This is a genomic window from Myxococcus sp. MH1 (genome assembly GCF_059738865.1).
The window spans coordinates 1,655,247-1,672,740 of sequence record NZ_AP026947.1 but is presented as its reverse complement, the minus strand read 5'-3'; the positions used below and the strand labels follow the sequence as shown (position 1 = coordinate 1,672,740).

Sequence of the window (17,494 nt, the reverse complement as noted above, 5' to 3'; positions counted from 1 at the left end):
GCGCCTCACGGAGCCGCGGGCCGCGGCTTCACGTCCGTGTTCTGCCCTGCGACGATGCGCCACGCGCCGTCCGCCGAGCGCTGCATCACGTAGCGCATCTGCGTCCTCAGGACTCCCGGCTCGGTGTTCTGCACGCCCGGAGGAAGGCCCGGATGGCCCGTCACCTCGTGCGTCGTGTCCACCACCGCCACGTCGTCGCCGACGAAGGAGATGCGGCGCACCGTCACCTTGCTCTGGCTGCCCTTGAACAGCGACTCGAAGATGGCCGCGTGGCGCTCCTGGATCTGCGCCTTCCCCTCGAACATCGTCCCCGCGATGTTGATGAAGTCCGCGTCGGGCGCGAAGTCCTGGGACCACACCACCGCGTCCTGGCGGTTCCAAGCCGCCGTCTGCGCGTCCACCTGCTCACGAATCCGCTGCTCGTCCCGCGTGTGGTCCACGTGTGAACACGCCAGGGGGAACATCAGCCATGCGCACGCGGTCATCACCCGAAACCTCCGGGCGGTGTCGAGGGGCAGTTCGGGGAGCAGGTCAGCGAGCATCAGAGGGTTCTCGGGGTGGGTGGTGGCCTTGGCGTGCCATTCTATCCTTCGCTGGGGCCCGTCACGCGTTCAAATGACACTCCAAGGTTCCCGACTCCTTCGAGTGCGTTCTTGATGTCTTCGGAAACAACGAGCGCGACCTTGAACTTCTTCAGCCGGAAGACCTGCGCGCCCTCGGTCTTCGAGGGGTCGATGCGAAGCCCGTAGATCCAGTTGTACTCCCCTTCAAATCCAGGGGGATGGTCGTCGTAATGATGCACCTCGCTGCACCGTGCCTCATCGATGGCATCAACGACCTTGGTTGCATTGACAACGAAGTACCGTTCGGGCTCCCCCTCGATGGACACCTCAAGAAGCTGGACGTCCTCTGGAGCCAGTGTCCGGAAGACGTTCGCGACGGCATCGCTGACGATGGGGGCTGCTTCAATCACAGAAAAAGCAAACGCCCTTTTCCTACCGGGATGTGCGATGCGTGCCTTGAGAGGTCCAAGGTCTGGAAGCACGCGGCCATCCGCGAACATCCAAGGCTCGTCAAACGCATCGCCAGAATCCCGCGTCGGCGTTTCCAGTAGCCACCGGGGCACATCTCCAGGCTCCACCGAATAGAAATGGCGCTCCACCTCACCCCTCCACCTTCACAATGAAGCTCCGCAAGTCGGAGCCCTGCGTCAGAAGCTCGTTGGCTATCTTCGCAAGTTCCTTCGTCAAACTGGCCCGGCAGGCCTCCGTGGTTCGGCAGCGCGAAACCGAAAGCTCGAGGCGCCGGATCACCGCTCGGTGATACAGCTCAGGATGAGGCCCCTCGTGGCCATTGAGCCGCACTTTATTTGCCACGTCCTCGAGAGACATGCCTGCCTTCTCGAATATCTTCAGGCACTGAGGCGTCCAAGGCCCCCCTGTTGCATCCGAAATCGGGTTCTTGTTCGTGCAGATGTGGTGAACAGGCCCGACCTCGTCACCGGGAATCCGCCCATCCGAGTACATCGCCAGGGCAGCGGCTGCGCCAGGCGCCAGCGCGACATGGAGCACGCCGGCGGCGGGAAGCGCCATCGAAGTCACACCGCCATTCATCGCCGCTCCGAGCTGGAACCCCGATTCAGCCCGCGCTCGGACCACGGCTTGCGAGAAGCCAGGGAGCTTCGGACCTTGAGCCGCCATGGCGTTCTTGCCGCCCAGCGCCGCGGTGACGAGCAGCACCAGGACGCGCGTGCCGTTCGTCCCCAACACCCTCCCGAACCGATGCCCGATGTCCTGCAACTCGATGACGCTCGTTGCTCGCTCCGCGTCGTCCCACAACCTCACGAAGCCCCGGCCGATCTCCCAGACCGGCAGGACGCCCAGGTAGGCCACCATCGCCGCCGTCAACGCCACCGCGATGACCTTCGTGATGGGCTCAGGAAGAGCCATCGTGAGGAGCACTGTCAAAGCAGCCGAGGTCAGCAGGGCCTTGAGTGCCGCCGGGTTCAGCACCTTGCCGACCTCCACCTCGACGCTCTCCCAAACAGTATCGAGCGCGAAACGACAGCGCCATCAACGTCCGGTCCCTGCGAGAGAAGGTCAGACCCGTTGCCCCAACGAGGGTCAGGCACTCATCGCCATCAGGGCAGATGCGCGCGGACAGCGACTCGGGCGAGCCTCCATGGCCTGAGTCCACAATGCCCTTCGAGGACACGAGCAGCGTCCTGGACCGCACCCAACCTCGTTGGTCGGCCTCGTCCGCTTCGCGAAAGGCGACGTCCATCCGAAGGTCGAGGATGAGTGCCGTGAGGGCGGACTTGAACTCATCCTCGGTGACCTCGACCGGGTCAACGTCCACGGACTCGTGGACGACCCGCTGACCGCTCCCCGTGTCGAGCTGGACGACGCGGCCGGTGGCACAACCGGCCGTGAGCAACAGCAGCGGGAGTATCCCAACCCACCTCATAGAGTCCCCCGAAGGTGAATCTCCCGAAATCCAGGGCGGATGGCATCCTGGGTCCAGTGTCCAGCAACTTCAACGGGATTCCCCGTGCGACTCCCAGTGAGCAGGAAACCCAGGAAGCCCCGGGGCGATAATCCCATGCGGCCACCCCCAGGTCGCCCCACAGGAAGAGTCGCCCCATGTCGAACCGCATCGGCCGCCCCACCTTCGTCCCCACCGCGCAGACGGGCCTCACCCCGGAGCGCGAGCGGTCGGCCCGGGCCACCGGCGACAAGTCCTCCCAGACCCGCGCCAAGGTCGACCAGTTCGAGTCGCGCGCCGCCCGCCCCAACGCGTCCCTCCTGGGCACCGCGCTCCCGACGGCGGCGGTCGCCCTGCCTTCCAAGGCCGCGGACATCCAGCCCCAGCTCCACGCGGCCACGGGGTACTCGGCCCACTTCGGCTCGGGCAAGCGCACCGCCACGGCGCACGTCGAGGGCCAGGGACAGGTCCACCTGCCCACCGGCTCGGGCCGTGGCCCCTCCTTCCACGCGGAGGCGGGCAAGCCGCTGACGGTGACGGCGGACCCGGCGCGCTTCTCGTCGCAGCACCAGAAGGTGGAGCTGGTGTGGCGGCTGGTCCCCGGCGGCGCGGAGAACGTCGTCCCCATGTCGGACGGCACGCGCGACGCACAGGGCCGGCTGAACCTCCAGCCGGGCACCTTCGACGTCCCTCCAGACGCGACGGGCCTGGTGCGCATCTCCTTCCGCACCACGGACGCGTCCGGGCGCACCAGCAACCAGTGGGACCCGAGCAGCGACGCCTCCATCGCCTCCGCCGAGGGCGCGACGGTGTCCTTCACCGACGACTTCCAGACGCAGGTGGACGGCACGCTGCGCGCGGGCGACAAGCTGCAGCTCGCGTATGACCAGGACCGGCTCAAGTCGCTCGCGGGCGGCAAGACGCCCACCGAGGTCGTCGCCTGCGTCTCCTTCAACGGCGAGCCGCCGCTGGAGTTCCCGCTGGACCTGCAGGCCCAGGACGGCGGCAAGGGCGGCGCGTTCATGCCCTCGGTCCGCGTGCCCTTCGAGGCCACGGACGTGCAGGTCTGGTTCCGCGGCAAGGCGGACGACAACACGACGTGGGACTCCGCCAACGGGCAGAACTTCAAGTTCTCCGTGGGCGTCACGCGCGACGACGCGGAGCCGGGCTGGAAGAACGAGCTCTTGCGCAGCAAGAGCTTCCCCCACCTCACCGCGGACAAGTTCGTGGGAATCGGCCCTTCGTCACAGCGCTACAACTGCATCGCGTGGACGCTGGGCAACCGCAACGAGTGGGTCTGGCCGGGCACGCGCGTGGAGGACTTCGACAAGCTCTACGCGCAGCAGGGCTACCAGCCGCTCGACACGTTGGACCTGAGCCACGACCCCACGCTGGAGAAGGTGGTCATCTACGGCCGCAAGCCGGTGACGGGCAACGGCCCGCTCGAGGTGACGCACGGCGCGCTGATGGACGAGCAGGGCCGCTTCACGAGCAAGATCGGCACCCAGCCGCTCATCCGTCACAACAGCGCTGACGACCTCACCGGGCCTTCGTATGGTGCGCCCGTGCGAGTCTACGTGCGGCCCCGGCCGGTGAGCGTGTCATGAGCCCGTCCAGCGAGCGCTTCGACGCCCTGGCCGCGGAGTGGGAGCGGCACTGCGAGGAGCACCGGGAGGCATCCAATCCCTTCGTGTTCGTCCAGCATCCGTCCTTCGAGTCGCTCGTGGGGCTCGGGCGCGCGGCGGTGCCGCTCATCATCGAGCGCTACCGCCACGGCAGCGTGTTCTGGGGCGCGGCGCTGCGCCGCATCACCGGCGTCACCACCTTCGGCGAGGGCGTCGTGGGGGACCTGGAGGCGAACCGGCGCGGCTGGCTGAAGTGGTGGGACGCGCACCAGGCCGAGTTCCCGGGCTGAGACGAAGCGGGACGCCGGGCCGGAAGGCCGCGCCCCGTCTGACACACCCACGTCCTCCGACAGCGCGAGCCTCCGGGACCCGGAGTGCTCCCTCGGGACAGGCGTGAAGACGTGCCGCAATCGCGGGGCGCGATGTCAGTATCACATCCGGATTCGACATCAGGATGTGCCCATGACATCGACACGGCTGGCCGGCCCTCGTCCTTTCAAGCACTTGTCACGACGCGGCGGCTGGAACGCAGCGTGCTCTGTCCCATGCGCATGAACCGCCTCGCGCTTCTCTCCTGCCTCGTCTCCCTCGCCTCCGGCGCCCAGTCCGTGCCGGACGCTGGCGTCGCCGCCGGGCCCCAGGCCGTCGACACGCCCTCCTCCACCACGCCTGGCCCCGCCACCACGGCGAGTCCAGGGAGCGCCGCCCAGCCCGAGGGGCGCGACCCGCGAGCCGACGACGAGCGTGACGACAAGCACGCGTCCGAGCCCGAGGGCGACTACGGTCAGCTCCGCGTGAAGACGTCCGAGGAGGACGCACGCGCCGAGCACCAGCGCTCGAAGCGCGGCAAGAAGTCGCGCGACGGCCGCAAGGACGCGTCACGCGAGCAGCGCGACCTGTGCGAGGACGAGGACCTGGAGGACGACGACAGCGACGAGCTGTCCGTGCTCGCGCCGCTCCAGCTCGACGTCGACGGCCGCGCGCTCACGCCGACCACGCTCGAGCTGCACGGCCTGCATCGGCTGACAGACGCCCAGGTCCGCGCCTTCATCCGTCCCACCCCGGAGGAGGGCAGCACGCCCACACCGGCGAATCTCCGGCAGACGCTGCGCCGGCTCGCGCGCACGGGCCTGTTCTCCCGCGTGGAGCCCCGCGTGCGCGTCACCGAGCAGGGCGCCGCGGTGCTCGAAATCCACCTGGAGGAGCACCCCATCGTCACCCAGGTGGAGGTCGAGGGCCTGCGGGACCTCCAGCTCGATGAAATCCTGGAGGAGCTGCTCCACCTGCCGCCGCGCTACCCGGACGAGGACGGCGACGAGGAGGACGAGGAGTTCGTCGCCACCCTTCGGGTGAACGGCGCGCGCGGCACGCTCACCGTCACCAGGCCCTGCCCGCCCCAGCACCCGCCCCGCGAGTGGCTGGCCCGAATGGACAAGGACACGTACCGCCCGGGCATCGTCCTCGGCGGCGTGACGGCCGCGCTGCAGCGCGCGTTGAGGGAGCTGCGCTCGGACGGCTACATGCTCGCGAGCCTCTCGGGGACGCTGACGCCGGACGGCAAGCTCACCGTCATCGTGGACGAGGGACGACTGGAGGCCGTCGACGTCGTGGGCGTGGAGGGCGCCATCGCCGACCGCGTGCGCGACGCGCTGGACCTCAAGCCCGGAGACGTCTTCCTGCGCAGCGACGCGCGCCGCGCCATGGAGCGGCTGGAGGCCCGCCTGCCGTTCCTGGAGGCGAAGAGCGTGGACACCGACTCCCGGGACACGGCCCGGCGCCGCGACGCGCGCATCGTCGAGGAGCGCACCGCCGATGGCGTGCGCCACTACCGGACGCAGGAGCAGAAGCGGAAGGAGAAGCGCCGCCGCGACAACGTCGAGGTCGAGCTGAGCTGGGGCGAGCTCTTCGAGTCCTGGCGCCACGGCCGCGACGGGGACGGCATCACCCTGGAGGGTCGCAAGCTGGTGGTGCACGTGCGCCCGCGCCGCCCGGACGTCGACGTGTCCCTGCTGCCCATCCACACGCAGGTGACGGGACTGGCGCCGGGCCTGGCGGGCTCGCTGCGCCTCTGGGATGGGAAGGACCGCATCCACACCACGCTCGACGCCGCCGCGTTCCTGGCGCTGCGACTGGGCGGCCAGAAAATCCCCGACGACCCCGAGGGCACGAAGCGGCAGCGCCGGGTGAACCTGCTCGGCGGCGCGAAGGTGGAGATTCCGGCGGTGGGCCTGGCGGAGCTGGGCGCCCAGGCGCACGACTTCACCGACACGCTGGACCGCTGGCGGATGAGCGACATCGACTCGTCGCTGTACTCGGCGCTCATCAACCGGCCGGACCGCGACTACTTCCGCCGCAAGGGCGTGGCGGGCTTCGCCACGTTCCGCTGGTCCGACTGGCTCGCGGGCGTCGAGTACCACTCGGACCGCTACGAGACGCTGCGCAGCTTCTCCCCGCCGCTCTCGCTGTTCCGCCGCGACTCGCCGCCCTTCCCCAACGCGCCGGTGACGGAGGGCCGCTTCCAGTCCGTGGTGGCCCGGGTGGAGTACGCCAGCAACGCGCCACGCGGAACGAAGGTGGGCTCGCTGTTCCGCACGCCGGAGACGGCGCTGCTCGACATTGACGGGGACTGGGACCACCGCCCGTTCCTGCACGCCTTCATGACGCTGGAGGTGGGCGAGGGGCCGGCGACCACCGGCGCGGACGAGCGGTTCTGGAAGCTGGTGGGCGACGCCTCCCTGGTGGTGCCCACCAGCGCGAAGACGGGGCTGCGGCTGCGCCTGCGGGGCGCGGGCGGTGACAACCTGCCTGAGCAGAAGCGCGAGGCGCTCGGTGGGTGGACGGCGCTGCGAGGCTTCGGCTTCAAGGAGTTCAAGGGCGACGTGTCCATGCTCGCGAGCGCCGAGTACCGGTGGCATGCCTTCGGCCTCTTCACGGACCTGGGCACGGTGCGCGGGGAGGGCGAGTGGACGGACCCGCGACTCGGCGTGGGCGCGAGCTTCCACTTCACCGACGACGTGCGCATGGACGTCGCGTGGCGCACGGACGAGAAGGCCACGGCCACGCCCGAGGCGCGCCTGTTCTTCGTGCGGACGTTCTAGAGGCCCATGGCACGCACGGGAATACACCGCAGACGCAGGCTCGGCGCGGCGATGGTGGCCGCGCTGGGGCTGTTCGCGCCCCAGGCCCTGGCGGAGGAGCCTCGCGTCGCCTGCACCGCCACGCTCTCCGGTCGGCGCGTGCTGGTGCGCCCGGAGGCCTTCGCCTTCCTCTCGGAGGAGCTGGACCGGCTGGTGCGGCTGGGCATGGCGGGCAAGGTGGAGGTGGAGCTGTCGCTGTGGAAGCGCCGGACGCTGTGGTTCAACACCCGGCTGGACGGCGCGCGGCTCACGCAGGTGATTGGTTACGGCCGCGAGGGCTATCTGCTGGATGGACGGCTGCTTCCACAAGGGCCCTCGGCGCTGGAACTGGAGCGCGTCGCCTGGACGCTGGAGTCCCGCCCCGACGTGGCCGACCGCTTCGTCGTCCAGGTGGAGGTGAGGCTGAACGTGGTGACGGCGGCCAGCCTGGGACGCATGGCCTCGTGGCTGCGGTGGAAGGATGAAGAGGCAGAGGCAGGCCGCAGCAGCCTGACGGGGACGCTGCTGCGCTCCGTCGCGGAAGACCTCACCCGACGCGCCTCCGGGCGCTGCGACGTCGCTCCGCCCACCTGAGGCGGAGGGACGCCCCGGCAACGACAGACACACACGCCCATCCCCATGGGTCCCACACGAATCGCGGTGCCCGGCCTCGCGTCGGGGCACGGAGAATGGTCATGCGCCGCTGGCTTCTCACCCTGTCCGTCCTGCTCACGTCCTGTGGGCTGCGCCTGGAGTCGCTTGGGAGCACGGTGCATGTCTTCGCGCCCGAGGACGCCGAGGCCCAGGGCGCGAGCATCCCGGTGCTCTATCTGGAGAAGGACCGCGCCCTCTTCTTCCCCGAGGGGGTGAGCGGCGCCGCCGGCGCCGTGGAGCCGCGCCCCAGCGAGCTCGTCGCGCTGGGGCAGCGAAAGGACATCGTCATCATCGCGGTGGACACGGAGCGCACGTCGGGTCCCTGGACGCCCTCCGGCATCCCGACGCGCTACGTCACCCACCTCGGCGCCACGGCCAAGCCCTGACGGCCCCAGGAAACCCTCTCACAAATCATTGACTAAACTACAGAAGCAACCAGACTGCGCCTGTCAATCAAACCCCTGGGGGGATTCATGCGCGATGTCGTCCGTGGACTCGTGGTCTGGGCGCTGTGCTCCACGCAACTGGGCTGTGGTCAAGAAGACCTGCAACCCTCGCACCTCGAACCGGATATCGAGGTCGTCGCCTCCTCGTCCGCCCCGTTGAGCACGAATGACGTGGGAGTCATTGCGCCCGCGGGTGGCTGCCCGGCCTTCGCTCCCACCGTCTGGATTCACATGGACAACGAGGACAGCCGCCAGACCAGCTCTGTCAGCGGCTGGGTGGGGGCCACCCAGGTGAACGGGGCCGGCAACACCACCTTCACCTTCTGTCGGGTCGACGGGAACAAGTTCAGGGCGCTCTCGACCAGCGCGGGCCCGTCGAGCAACTTCGCGCTGCTGAAGCTGGGGGCGAGCTGTCCCGCGGGCAGCGCCGAGTTCAGTCGCTACTTCGACAACGAAGACCGCGACAACATGAACTCGAACTCGAACTCGGCCAACATCTGGCCCAACCTGCAGGGTCGGGACACGACCCTGTACTTCTGCCTCTTCACGGGGGCGACGACTCCCGCCAGCTCGCTGCCCATCCTCGAGTTCGAGTATGGCGTCTTCGCGACACCCTACTTCCGCTTCGGCAAGGGAGCGGGTGTCATCTTCACCGACGACGAGGACACCCGGAACGCCAACGCCTACACCGTGGCCTACGACTTCCAGTGGGCGGCCAAGGCCATCGTCACGGAGGGAGGGAACACGACGCTCTACACGGCCCACGCCGCGTATGTCTATTGCGGCGACAACAGCTGCAATGCCCACGAAGGCGAGCTGAGCTGCGCGTCGGACTGCACCGTCTGCGGCAATGGCATCTGCGGCCCCCGGGAGACCGCCACCTCCTGCGCCGATGACTGCGGTTGGTGCGGCGATGGGGTCTGCAGCAACAGCGAGAGCTCGAGGACGTGCGGGAGCGACTGCGCCCAGTGCGGTGACTTCGTCTGCAACGGTGGCGAGACAACCCAGTCCTGTCCGCTCGACTGCCGCAACTGCAACGACCTGACCTCCACCCCGGACGGGCTCATCCCCACCTGCCCCGGCCCCAACGGCTAGCCTCCCCCGAGGCGCGCCGCGATGCCGTGGCGCGCCTCACCCCACCTTCACTACCGCGCGCCCGAAGTTCTCGCCGCGAAACAGCCCGGCGAAGAGCGCGGGCGCGGACTCGAGTCCCTCCGCCACGTGCTCGCGGTGCTTCAGCGTGCCGTCCTGGAGCCACTCGCGCAGCGCCGTCCGCGCCTCGCCGAAGCGCGCGAAGTAGTCGAGCACCACGAAGCCCTCCATACGCAGCCTGTGGGTGATGAGGAACGGCGTGTTCTTCAGGCCCGCGCGCTGCTCGGGCGGCACGCCGTAGTCCGCCACCAGTCCCGACACCACGACGCGGCCCCTGAGCGCCATGCACGCAAGCGTCGTGTCCAGCATCGTCCCGCCCACGTTGTCCAGGTACACATCCACGCCCCGTGGACACTCGCGTCGAACCGCCGCGCCCAGGTCCACCTCCGCCCGGTAGTTGATGACCGCGTCGAAGCCGAGCGCGTCCTTCACCCAGCGGCACTTCTCCGCCCCACCGGCGATGCCCACCACCCGCGCCCCCTGACGCTTCGCGATTTGTCCCGCGACGGAGCCCACCGCGCCCGCCGCCGAGGACACCAGCACCGTCTCGCCTTCCTGGGGGCGCCCCAGCTCCAGGATGCCGAAGTACGCCGTCAGCCCCGGGATGCCCAACACGCCCAGCTCCGCGGACAGGGACTCGCTTCCGCGCTCCACCTTGCGCAGCCCCTTCGCGCTCACCACCGCGTGCTCGCGCCAGCCCCACCCGCCCGCCACCACGTCCCCCACCGCGTAGCGCGCGTCCCGCGAGTCCAACACCTCGCCCACCGTCGCGCTCCCGATGACCTCTCCGGGCCTCAACGCCGGCGCATACGAGTCCACGCCGCCCAGCCGCGCCAACGTCCCCGGGTCCACCGACGCGAACAACGTCCGCACCCGCAGCTCCCCCTCCCCGGGCTCGCCCACCTCCACCGGCTCCAACCGGAAGTGCTCCGGCTCCGGACGCCCGGGAATGTGGCGCGCGAGGACGATGTGACGGCTCGGCAGAGGGCTCATCGACAGGCTCCGGGTTCGAGGCGCCCCACCTTCTTCCGTCCACCTCCGACTGGCAACAGGAACTCATGTCTTCCTAGGCTGTCCACCATGACGAGTCTCCCCACGCCCCCCGTCCATCCCCTGCTCGCCACCGCCCGGGAGCTCGCGCCGCGCCTGTCCGAGCGCTCGGCCGAAATCGAGAGCGCGCGCCGCCTGCCCGCGGACCTGGTCTCCGAGCTCAACCGCGCCGGCGTCTTCCGGATGATGATTCCCGAGACCTACGGCGGCCTGGAGCTGCACCCCGCGCTGTCGTTCCAGGTCATCGAGGCGCTCGCGCGCGCGGACGGCGCCACGGGCTGGAACGCGATGATTGGCGCGGCCACCGCGCTGACGGCCGCGTGGCTCCCGGAGGCCGTGGGCCGCGCCATCTTCTCACGGCCGGACGTCATCACCGGCGGCGTGGCCGCGCCCCTGGGCCGCGCCGAGCGCGTCGAGGGTGGCCACCACGTCACCGGCCGCTGGACCTGGGCGAGCGGCAGTCAGCACTGCCACTGGCTGATTGGCGGCGCGCTGGTGACGGAGGGCGGCAAGCCCCGCATGGTGCGCGAGGGCGTGCCGGAGACGCGCCTGTTCTTCTTCCCCGCCGAGCACGTCACGCTGCACGACACGTGGTTCGCCGCGGGCCTGTGCGGCACGGGCAGCGGCGACATGGAGGTGAAGGACCTCTTCGTCCCGGACGACCACGGCTTCTCGCTCTTCGCGCCCCCGCGCGTCGCCCGGCCGCTGTATGGCTTCCCCTTCGGCCTGCTCGGCCTGGGCATCCCAGCGGTGGCGCTCGGCATCGCCCGGCGCGCCATCGACGAGCTGACCCTGCTGGCCCGCCAGAAGACGGTGGTGGTGGAGCGCAGGCTGCTGGCCGCGCGCCCCGCGGTGCAGGAGGCCGTCTCCGAGGCCGAGGCCCTCGTGCGCTCCTCGCGTGCCTTCGCGCTGGAGACGATTCACGCCGTCTTCGACGAGGCCTCCCGCGGCCCCGCCTCGGTGCGCGCGAGGGCCGAGCTGCGCCTGGCCATGACCCACGCCACACGAAGCTCCGCGCGCGCCGTGGACCTCATGTACGAGGCCGCGGGAGGCCCCGCCGTCTTCCACACGAGCGCGCTCCAGCGCTGCCTGCGCGACGTGCACACCCTCACCCAGCACGCCATGGTGGCCCGGCCCACGCTGGAGCTCACCGGCGGAATCCTCCTGGGCTTCGACCCGCCGACGCCCGTGCTGTGACACGAAAAAGGGGCCCGGCCTCCCTGAAGCGCTGGGAAGAGACCGGGCCCCGAGGGGCGACGACGTGTCACCCCATGCCTACTGCCGGGCCATCGCCGCCTTGCGCTCGGCCTGTTCGTCGCGCAGGTGCTCGCCGGAGACGTCCACCACCACCTCGCGCAGCGTGCCCCCTCGGAACGCGTAGGGCGCGCGGTACATCGAGCTCACCGCGGAGTTGTCATCCCGTCCGCACGTCAGCCCCTCGCCCAGGCTGATGACCAACGGCATGGTGGCGGCGATGTCGCTCTGCGCCACCAGCTCCCCGTCGATGAACAGCCGCCCGCGTCCCGGCGCGCCCTTGCCCTCGGCCAGGTCCGGCGCCCCCGTGGGCTCGAACTCGAACCTCAACTCAGAGGGCCCCACGGGTATCTCCACCCCGGACTCGATGTGGAACTCGCGCTCGCCCACGAAGTTGTAGACGTAGTGCAGCCGCCGGTCCTGGATGAAGAAGGTGTAGCCGCCGGTGAGCCCGCCGTGGCTGAGCAGCACGCCCTCCGCGTCGCCCTCCACGTCCACCCTGGCGGTGATGGAGTGTGGCCGGTTGAGCACGTGCACCGCCACGTTCTCCGGCGCCGGTGACGTGTGCGGGCGGTACACGTAGCGCTTGCGGTCCCGGGTGATTTGCGGCCGCTCCTCGGAGAAGACGGCCCGGTCGGGCGACGCGAGCGGCATGACCTGGTAGCGCCCCGCCTCCACGTACCAGAGGGCAATCATCTCGATGAGCTTGCCCCGCTCCTCGGACGCGAGGTTCTTCGTCTCCGAGCAATCCTCCGCCACGTGGTACAGCTCCCACCCCTCCGCGTCGAGCTGGCGCAGCCGCTCCTCGGTGAGCTTCGACTCACCGAAGCCCTCGCCCGCCTCGGTGAACGAAGGGCCCGGGAAGGGGCACACCGCACGCCAACCGTCGTGGTAGATGGCGCGGTTGCTGAACATCTCGAAGTACTGCGTGCGGTGCCGGCTCTCCGCCCGAGCGTCGTCGAAGGTGTGGCGGAAGCTGACGCCCTCGATGGGGGACTGGGTGACCCCGCGCAGCGCGGCCGGCGGCGTCAGCCCCAGGCAGTCGAGCACCGTGGGCACCATGTCGATGGCGTGGCAGTACTGCGAGCGGATTTCGCCGCGCGCGCGGATGCCCTTGGGCCAGTGGACCAGGAACGGGTCCGTGGTGCCGCCGCGGTACACCTCCCGCTTCCACCGGCGGAACGGCGTATCCCCCGCCCACGCCCAGCCCCAGGAGTAGTGGTTGAAGTACCTGGGCCCGCCCAGCTCGTCGATGGCCTCCAGGTTCTGCTCCAGCGACTCGGGCGTGTTGTTGAAGAACTTCAGCTCGTTGACGGAGCCGTGCGGCCCGCCCTCCGCGCTCGCGCCGTTGTCGGAGATGACCATGATGAGCGTGTTGTCCAGCTCACCGGTCTCCTCCAGGAACTTCAGCAGCCGACCGATGTGATGGTCCGTGTGCTCCAGGAAGCCGGCGAACACCTCCATCATCCGCGCGTAGAGCCGCCGCTCGTCGGCGGACAGCGTCTCCCACTCCGCCACGTCCGGGTCGTGCCGGGACAGCTTCGTGCCCGGAGGAATCACGCCCAGCTTCAGCTGGCGCTGGTAGACCTTCTTCCGGTACGCGTCCCAGCCGTCGTCGAACTGGCCCGTGTACTTGTCCGCCCACTCCCTGGGCACGTGATGCGGGGCGTGCATCGCGCCCGTGCAGAAGTACATGAAGAAGGGCTTGTCCGGCGCCACCTGCTTGGAGTCCGCGATGAAGTCCACGGCGCGGTCCACCAGGTCCTCGGTGAGGTGGTAGCCCTCCTCGGGCGTCTTCGGCGGGAGCACCGGGTGGTTGTCGTGGACCAGGTCCGGGAAATACTGGTGCGTGTCGCCGCCGAGGAAGCCGTAGAAGCGCTCGAAGCCGCGCCCCAGCGGCCAGCGGTTGTAGGGCCCCGCCGCGCTCGTCTGCTCCGCGGGCGTCAGGTGCCACTTGCCCAGGGCATACGTGTTGTACCCCTGCTCCTGCAGCATCTCCGAGAGGAACCCGTTCTCGAAGGGGATGGTGCCGTTGTAGCCGGGATACCCGAGGGAGACCTCGGTGATGGTGGCCATGCCGTTGGAGTGGTGGTTGCGACCGGTGAGGATGCACGAGCGCGTGGGGGAGCACAGCGCGGTGGTGTGCATGCTGTTGTAGAGCAGTCCGCCCTTCGCCAGCCGGTCCAGGTTCGGCGTGTGGATGGGCGAGCCATAACAGCCCAGGTGCCCGAAGCCCGTGTCGTCCAGGACGATGAAGAGGACGTTCGGCGCGCCGTCCTTCGCGCGCAGCGGCCGGGGCCAGGCCGGTGAGGACTGCTCCCACGTGCGACCGATGGTGCCGGGAAAGGCACTGCCCGGCGTGTATTCCTTGAGCGACATGTCCCTTGCCTCCGAGAAGACGTGACACCGCGAGCCGCGTCCGCGAGCCCCCGTCACGGGAGGACACCGCACCGGCCCCGAAGCTCAGGAATGGACACAGCATCGGACAGCCACCGCTGTCCCCAGGGTGGAGCCGGGCGAGCAGGGCCCGGCTCGACAGCCCCTGGACGTCACTCGCGCTACAGCCAGCTCTCGGAGGCCACGCCCAGTCCCGCCAGCACGCGCTCCGCGGCCTTCACCCCGAACCAGTTCGCCTCCTCGAAGAGGGCCAGTCCCCCCAGGTCCGTGTGCGCGAAGTGCAGGCTGGGCCCCAGGCTCTCCTGCGCGGCCTGGCGCTCCGGCCCCCAGATGAAGCCGGGCGTCGGCCGCACCATGGCGTGGCCCCAGCGCTGGACCTCCAGCCGCTGCGCCTGCGCGGAGATTCCCGGGTGCGCGGGGCGCAGGTCCGCCATGACGAGCGCCTCCCAGTCCGCGTAGCTGGCGGAGAGCGCCTTCTCCCGCTCCGCCTTCACGTCCCCGCCCGCCATCGGCAGGTACCACGTGAGCACCGTGGGGCCGTTCTCGTCCTGGCGCAGCCGCTGGTGCGTGGCCACCACGTAGCCCAGGCTCTTGCTCTCCTGGAACACGTTGTCCCACGCGAGCGGGAAGCCCCGGGACACAGGCGGCGAGGACAACGTCAGGTTCGCCACCACCCACGGCGCGTAGGTGAACGCGGACAGCCACGCGGGCCGCTGCGCGCGCCACGGCGCCACCACGTGCGCGGCGATGAAGCGGGGACACGTCAGCACCACCTGACGCGCCTGGAAGGAGCGCGGCTGGCCCGTGCGCGCATCCAGCGCGTCCACGCGGCACCCCTTCACCGAAGGCGTCACGGTGTGCACCAGCACGTCGCGCTCCACCGCGCGCGGCGGCAGCGAGCTCGACAGCTGTTGGACCAGCCGTCCGTTGCCCTCGGGCCAGCTCAGGAAGCCTTCGCTGCGCTCGCCCTGCCCGTCCTGGCGCGCGGCGAAGTACCAGATGCCCGCCCACGCGGAGACGTGCTCGGACGTGGCGCCGTAGTCGTCGCGGCACGCGTAGTCCACCAGCCACTTCAGCCGCGTGGAGTGGAAGCCCTCGCGCTCCAGCCATTGGGCCATGCTCAAGGCGTCCAGCGCCGTCCACTCCGCGTCGTCGCTGGAGCGAGAGGTGGGCACCGCGAAGGCCTTGCGCCCCTTCGCGTCGCGCGCGGCGGCGAAGGCGTTCATCCGCGCATCGAAGCGCTCCAGCTCGGCCAAGTCTGCGGCCGTGGCGCCCACGCGCAGGTAGAGCCCCTCGTACCAGTGGCCCCGGTAGAAGTGGCGCTCGTCCGGCTCCTGGATGAGCAGCGTCTCCTCGAACGTCGGCAGGCCCTGCGCGTCCACGCCCGACACCGCGCCCATCTCGCGCAAGAGCCGCACCACCGGGCCCCGGTCCTCCGTGGGCGCCGGCAGGTAGTGCGCGCCCCAGGGGAAGGACGTCACCGCGTTGCGCCCGGAGCGGGACGTACCGCCGACGTCCGCCTCCAGCTCCACCACGCGCACGTCCTTCACGCCCGCGCCCATCAGCCGCCACGCGGCGGACAGGCCGGCGATGCCGCCGCCCACCACCAGCACGTCCACCGGCTCCACCGTCTGGGCGACAGGAAGCGGGCCGCCGCGCAGCTTGTGGCCCACCTCCACCGCCCGGTCCACCACGGCGCCGGGGATGGGCGCGCGGGGAGCGTCGCGCTTGCACGCGCTGGCCACCGCCGAGCCGAGGAACGCGGCGATGAGCTCCCGCCGCGTCAGTTCCACCGCCGCCACTCCTCCTCGTAGTAATGCACCAGCACCTGGTTGTTGAGCCGGTTCACCTCCGTGGGCAGCGGGCCCATGTCCGGAGGGAAGCGCGTCAGCGACTCCAGCGTGGGCAGGTCCAGGAAGCGCAGGCCCTCGGGCAGCGCGCGGTGGTGCCCGGGCGCCTCGTGCGCCACCAGCACGTAGCCCCACTCACCGAAGGACGGCACCAGCGCGTGGTAGGGCTCCGTCCAATAACCCGCGGCCCTGAGCGTGTTCTCCACGCACCAGAAGGAGCGCCGCGCGAACAGGGGGCTGGTGCTCTGCACCACCGCCACGCCGTCGGGCGCCACCCGCTTCTTGAGCAGCTTGTAGAAGCCCGTGGTGTACAGCTTGCCCAGCGCGAAGTTGTTCGGGTCCGGGAAGTCGACGATGACCACGTCGTACTGCTGCGTCCCCTCCATCAGGAACTGCATCGCGTCCGTGTTGATGACGCGCATGCGCGCATCCGTCAGCGAGTGGTGGTTGAGCTTCACCAGCTCGTCGAAGCGCATGGCCAGGCCCGTGATGGCCGGGTCCAGGTCCACCAGCGTCACGGAGCGCACCTCCGGGTAGCGCAGCACCTCGCGCGCGGCCAGCCCGTCGCCGCCGCCCAGGATGAGCACGTGCTCCACCTTGCCCGCGCGCACCATGGCCGGGTGCACCAGCGACTCGTGGTAGCGGTACTCGTCCAGGCTCGCGAACTGGAGGTTGCCGTTGAGGAACAGCGAGAAGCCCCGCTTGCCGCGCGTCAGGATGATGCGCTGGTACGGTGAGCTGGACGCGTGCACCACGTCGTCCGCGTAGAGCTGGTCCTCGTAGAACGTCGTCAGCCTGTCCCCCAGCGCGAAGCCCACCACCAGGAACACCGTCAGCACCACCGCCTTGATGCGCAGGCGCAGCGGGTTGCCCAGCAGCGGCGCCAGGAGCCACGTGCTCCACAGGCCCACCGCCGCGTTCAGGATGCCGAACAACAGTGACGTGCGCACCAGCCCCAGCTTGGGCACCAGGAGCAACGGGAACGCGACGCTCGCCGCCAGCGCGCCCAGGTAGTCGAGCGACAGCACCTGGCTGACCAGGTCCTTGAACTTCAGCTGGTCCTTGAGGATGCGCAAGAGGAGCGGAATCTCCAGCCCCACCAGCGCGCCGATGACGATGACGCTGCCGTACAGCGCCACCTGGAACATGTCCGTCAGCGTGAAGGTGAGGAACAGCACCGGCGCGCAGATGCCGCCCAGGAGCGCCACCGCCAGCTCCACCTCCACGAAGCGCTGGGCCACCCCCTTGTCGATGTAGCGCGACAGGTAGCTGCCGATGCCCATCGCGAAGAGGTAGCCACCGATGACGGTGGAGAACTGGGTGATGGAGTCGCCCAGCAGGTAGCTGGCCAGCGCCCCGACGACGAGCTCGTAGACGAGCCCGCACGTCGCGATGACGATGACGGTGATGTACAGCAGCGTCTTGTTCACGTCGTCACTTCACGGCCGCGTCGGTCCACCCGACGG

The 17,494-nt window shown here is 69.8% G+C and carries 13 protein-coding genes and 1 pseudogene; 7 read left to right on the top strand and 7 right to left on the bottom strand.

Annotated elements, in window-relative coordinates:
- Window positions 1-5: 5 nt before the first annotated feature.
- From AC6JA9_RS06915 to AC6JA9_RS06905, 3 genes and pseudogenes are all read right to left on the bottom strand, one after another.
- Window positions 6-485, bottom strand: coding sequence for an SgcJ/EcaC family oxidoreductase (locus AC6JA9_RS06915; RefSeq protein WP_141328359.1), 480 nt, complete (start codon window positions 483-485; stop codon window positions 6-8).
- A gap of 98 nt (window positions 486-583) precedes the next feature.
- Window positions 584-1,162: an imm11 family protein gene (locus AC6JA9_RS06910; protein ID WP_497959309.1), complete on the bottom strand. Its 579-nt coding sequence runs from the start codon at window positions 1,160-1,162 to the stop codon at window positions 584-586.
- A 1-nt stretch (window position 1,163) separates the two neighbouring features.
- Window positions 1,164-2,466 (bottom strand): annotated as a pseudogene (locus tag AC6JA9_RS06905) (AHH domain-containing protein).
- Window positions 2,467-2,642: 176 nt separating this feature from the next.
- Between AC6JA9_RS06905 and AC6JA9_RS06900 the strand changes: the two are divergent.
- The 6 genes from AC6JA9_RS06900 to AC6JA9_RS06875 all read left to right on the top strand — a co-directional run bounded on the left by AC6JA9_RS06900 (window position 2,643) and on the right by AC6JA9_RS06875 (window position 9,420).
- On the top strand, window positions 2,643-4,091 hold the full coding sequence (locus AC6JA9_RS06900) for a DUF6209 family protein (RefSeq protein WP_497959308.1): 1,449 nt from the start codon (window positions 2,643-2,645) through the stop codon (window positions 4,089-4,091).
- Entirely contained in the window at window positions 4,088-4,399 is a 312-nt protein-coding gene (locus AC6JA9_RS06895; protein WP_046711330.1) for a hypothetical protein, read from the top strand. The genes AC6JA9_RS06900 and AC6JA9_RS06895 overlap by 4 nt, the downstream gene beginning before the upstream one ends.
- A gap of 255 nt (window positions 4,400-4,654) precedes the next feature.
- Complete coding sequence (locus AC6JA9_RS06890) at window positions 4,655-7,207, top strand: BamA/TamA family outer membrane protein (RefSeq protein WP_223746262.1); 2,553 nt, start codon at window positions 4,655-4,657, stop codon at window positions 7,205-7,207.
- Between the two features lie 6 nt (window positions 7,208-7,213).
- The gene (locus AC6JA9_RS06885; protein WP_223746261.1) at window positions 7,214-7,819 is read left to right on the top strand and encodes a hypothetical protein; all 606 of its coding nucleotides are present in this window, start codon (window positions 7,214-7,216) and stop codon (window positions 7,817-7,819) included.
- Between the two features lie 101 nt (window positions 7,820-7,920).
- Entirely contained in the window at window positions 7,921-8,265 is a 345-nt protein-coding gene (locus tag AC6JA9_RS06880; protein ID WP_223746260.1) for a hypothetical protein, read from the top strand.
- An 87-nt stretch (window positions 8,266-8,352) separates the two neighbouring features.
- Window positions 8,353-9,420 carry a hypothetical protein gene (locus tag AC6JA9_RS06875; protein WP_223746259.1) on the top strand — a complete coding sequence of 356 codons (1,068 nt, stop codon included), beginning with the start codon at window positions 8,353-8,355 and terminating at the stop codon, window positions 9,418-9,420.
- 36 nt (window positions 9,421-9,456) lie between these two features.
- Here the strand turns inward: AC6JA9_RS06875 and AC6JA9_RS06870 are convergent, their stop codons facing one another.
- A complete protein-coding gene (locus AC6JA9_RS06870; RefSeq protein ID WP_497959306.1) occupies window positions 9,457-10,470 on the bottom strand; it encodes an NADP-dependent oxidoreductase in 1,014 nt (337 codons plus the stop codon).
- Between the two features lie 87 nt (window positions 10,471-10,557).
- On the opposite strand from AC6JA9_RS06870, the gene AC6JA9_RS06865 reads away from it, so the two are divergent.
- Entirely contained in the window at window positions 10,558-11,724 is a 1,167-nt protein-coding gene (locus AC6JA9_RS06865; RefSeq protein ID WP_497959305.1) for an acyl-CoA dehydrogenase family protein, read from the top strand.
- A 78-nt stretch (window positions 11,725-11,802) separates the two neighbouring features.
- Here AC6JA9_RS06865 and AC6JA9_RS06860 read toward each other — a convergent pair whose 3' ends face one another.
- From AC6JA9_RS06860 to AC6JA9_RS06850, 3 genes are all read right to left on the bottom strand, one after another.
- Window positions 11,803-14,160 carry an arylsulfatase gene (locus AC6JA9_RS06860; RefSeq protein ID WP_497959304.1) on the bottom strand — a complete coding sequence of 786 codons (2,358 nt, stop codon included), beginning with the start codon at window positions 14,158-14,160 and terminating at the stop codon, window positions 11,803-11,805.
- 179 nt (window positions 14,161-14,339) lie between these two features.
- Window positions 14,340-15,971 (bottom strand): FAD-dependent oxidoreductase, encoded by a 1,632-nt coding sequence (locus AC6JA9_RS06855; protein ID WP_223746255.1) that lies wholly within the window; start codon window positions 15,969-15,971, stop codon window positions 14,340-14,342.
- Window positions 15,962-17,458, bottom strand: a complete 1,497-nt coding sequence (locus AC6JA9_RS06850; protein WP_223746254.1) for a polyamine aminopropyltransferase — start codon at window positions 17,456-17,458, stop codon at window positions 15,962-15,964. The genes AC6JA9_RS06855 and AC6JA9_RS06850 overlap by 10 nt, the downstream gene beginning before the upstream one ends.
- Window positions 17,459-17,494: the final 36 nt, after the last annotated feature.

Bases quoted from the DNA above. Each gene is read 5' to 3' on its own strand.
- AC6JA9_RS06870 (WP_497959306.1), bottom strand. From the start codon at position 10,470: ATGAGCCCTCTGCCGAGCCGTCACATCGTCCTCGCGCGCCACATTCCC.
- AC6JA9_RS06860 (WP_497959304.1), bottom strand. From the start codon at position 14,160: ATGTCGCTCAAGGAATACACGCCGGGCAGTGCCTTTCCCGGCACCATC.
- AC6JA9_RS06895 (WP_046711330.1), top strand. From the start codon at position 4,088: ATGAGCCCGTCCAGCGAGCGCTTCGACGCCCTGGCCGCGGAGTGGGAG.
- AC6JA9_RS06885 (WP_223746261.1), top strand. From the start codon at position 7,214: ATGGCACGCACGGGAATACACCGCAGACGCAGGCTCGGCGCGGCGATG.
- AC6JA9_RS06890 (WP_223746262.1), top strand. From the start codon at position 4,655: ATGCGCATGAACCGCCTCGCGCTTCTCTCCTGCCTCGTCTCCCTCGCC.
- AC6JA9_RS06880 (WP_223746260.1), top strand. From the start codon at position 7,921: ATGCGCCGCTGGCTTCTCACCCTGTCCGTCCTGCTCACGTCCTGTGGG.
- AC6JA9_RS06865 (WP_497959305.1), top strand. From the start codon at position 10,558: ATGACGAGTCTCCCCACGCCCCCCGTCCATCCCCTGCTCGCCACCGCC.
- AC6JA9_RS06900 (WP_497959308.1), top strand. From the start codon at position 2,643: ATGTCGAACCGCATCGGCCGCCCCACCTTCGTCCCCACCGCGCAGACG.
- AC6JA9_RS06915 (WP_141328359.1), bottom strand. From the start codon at position 485: ATGACCGCGTGCGCATGGCTGATGTTCCCCCTGGCGTGTTCACACGTG.
- AC6JA9_RS06875 (WP_223746259.1), top strand. From the start codon at position 8,353: ATGCGCGATGTCGTCCGTGGACTCGTGGTCTGGGCGCTGTGCTCCACG.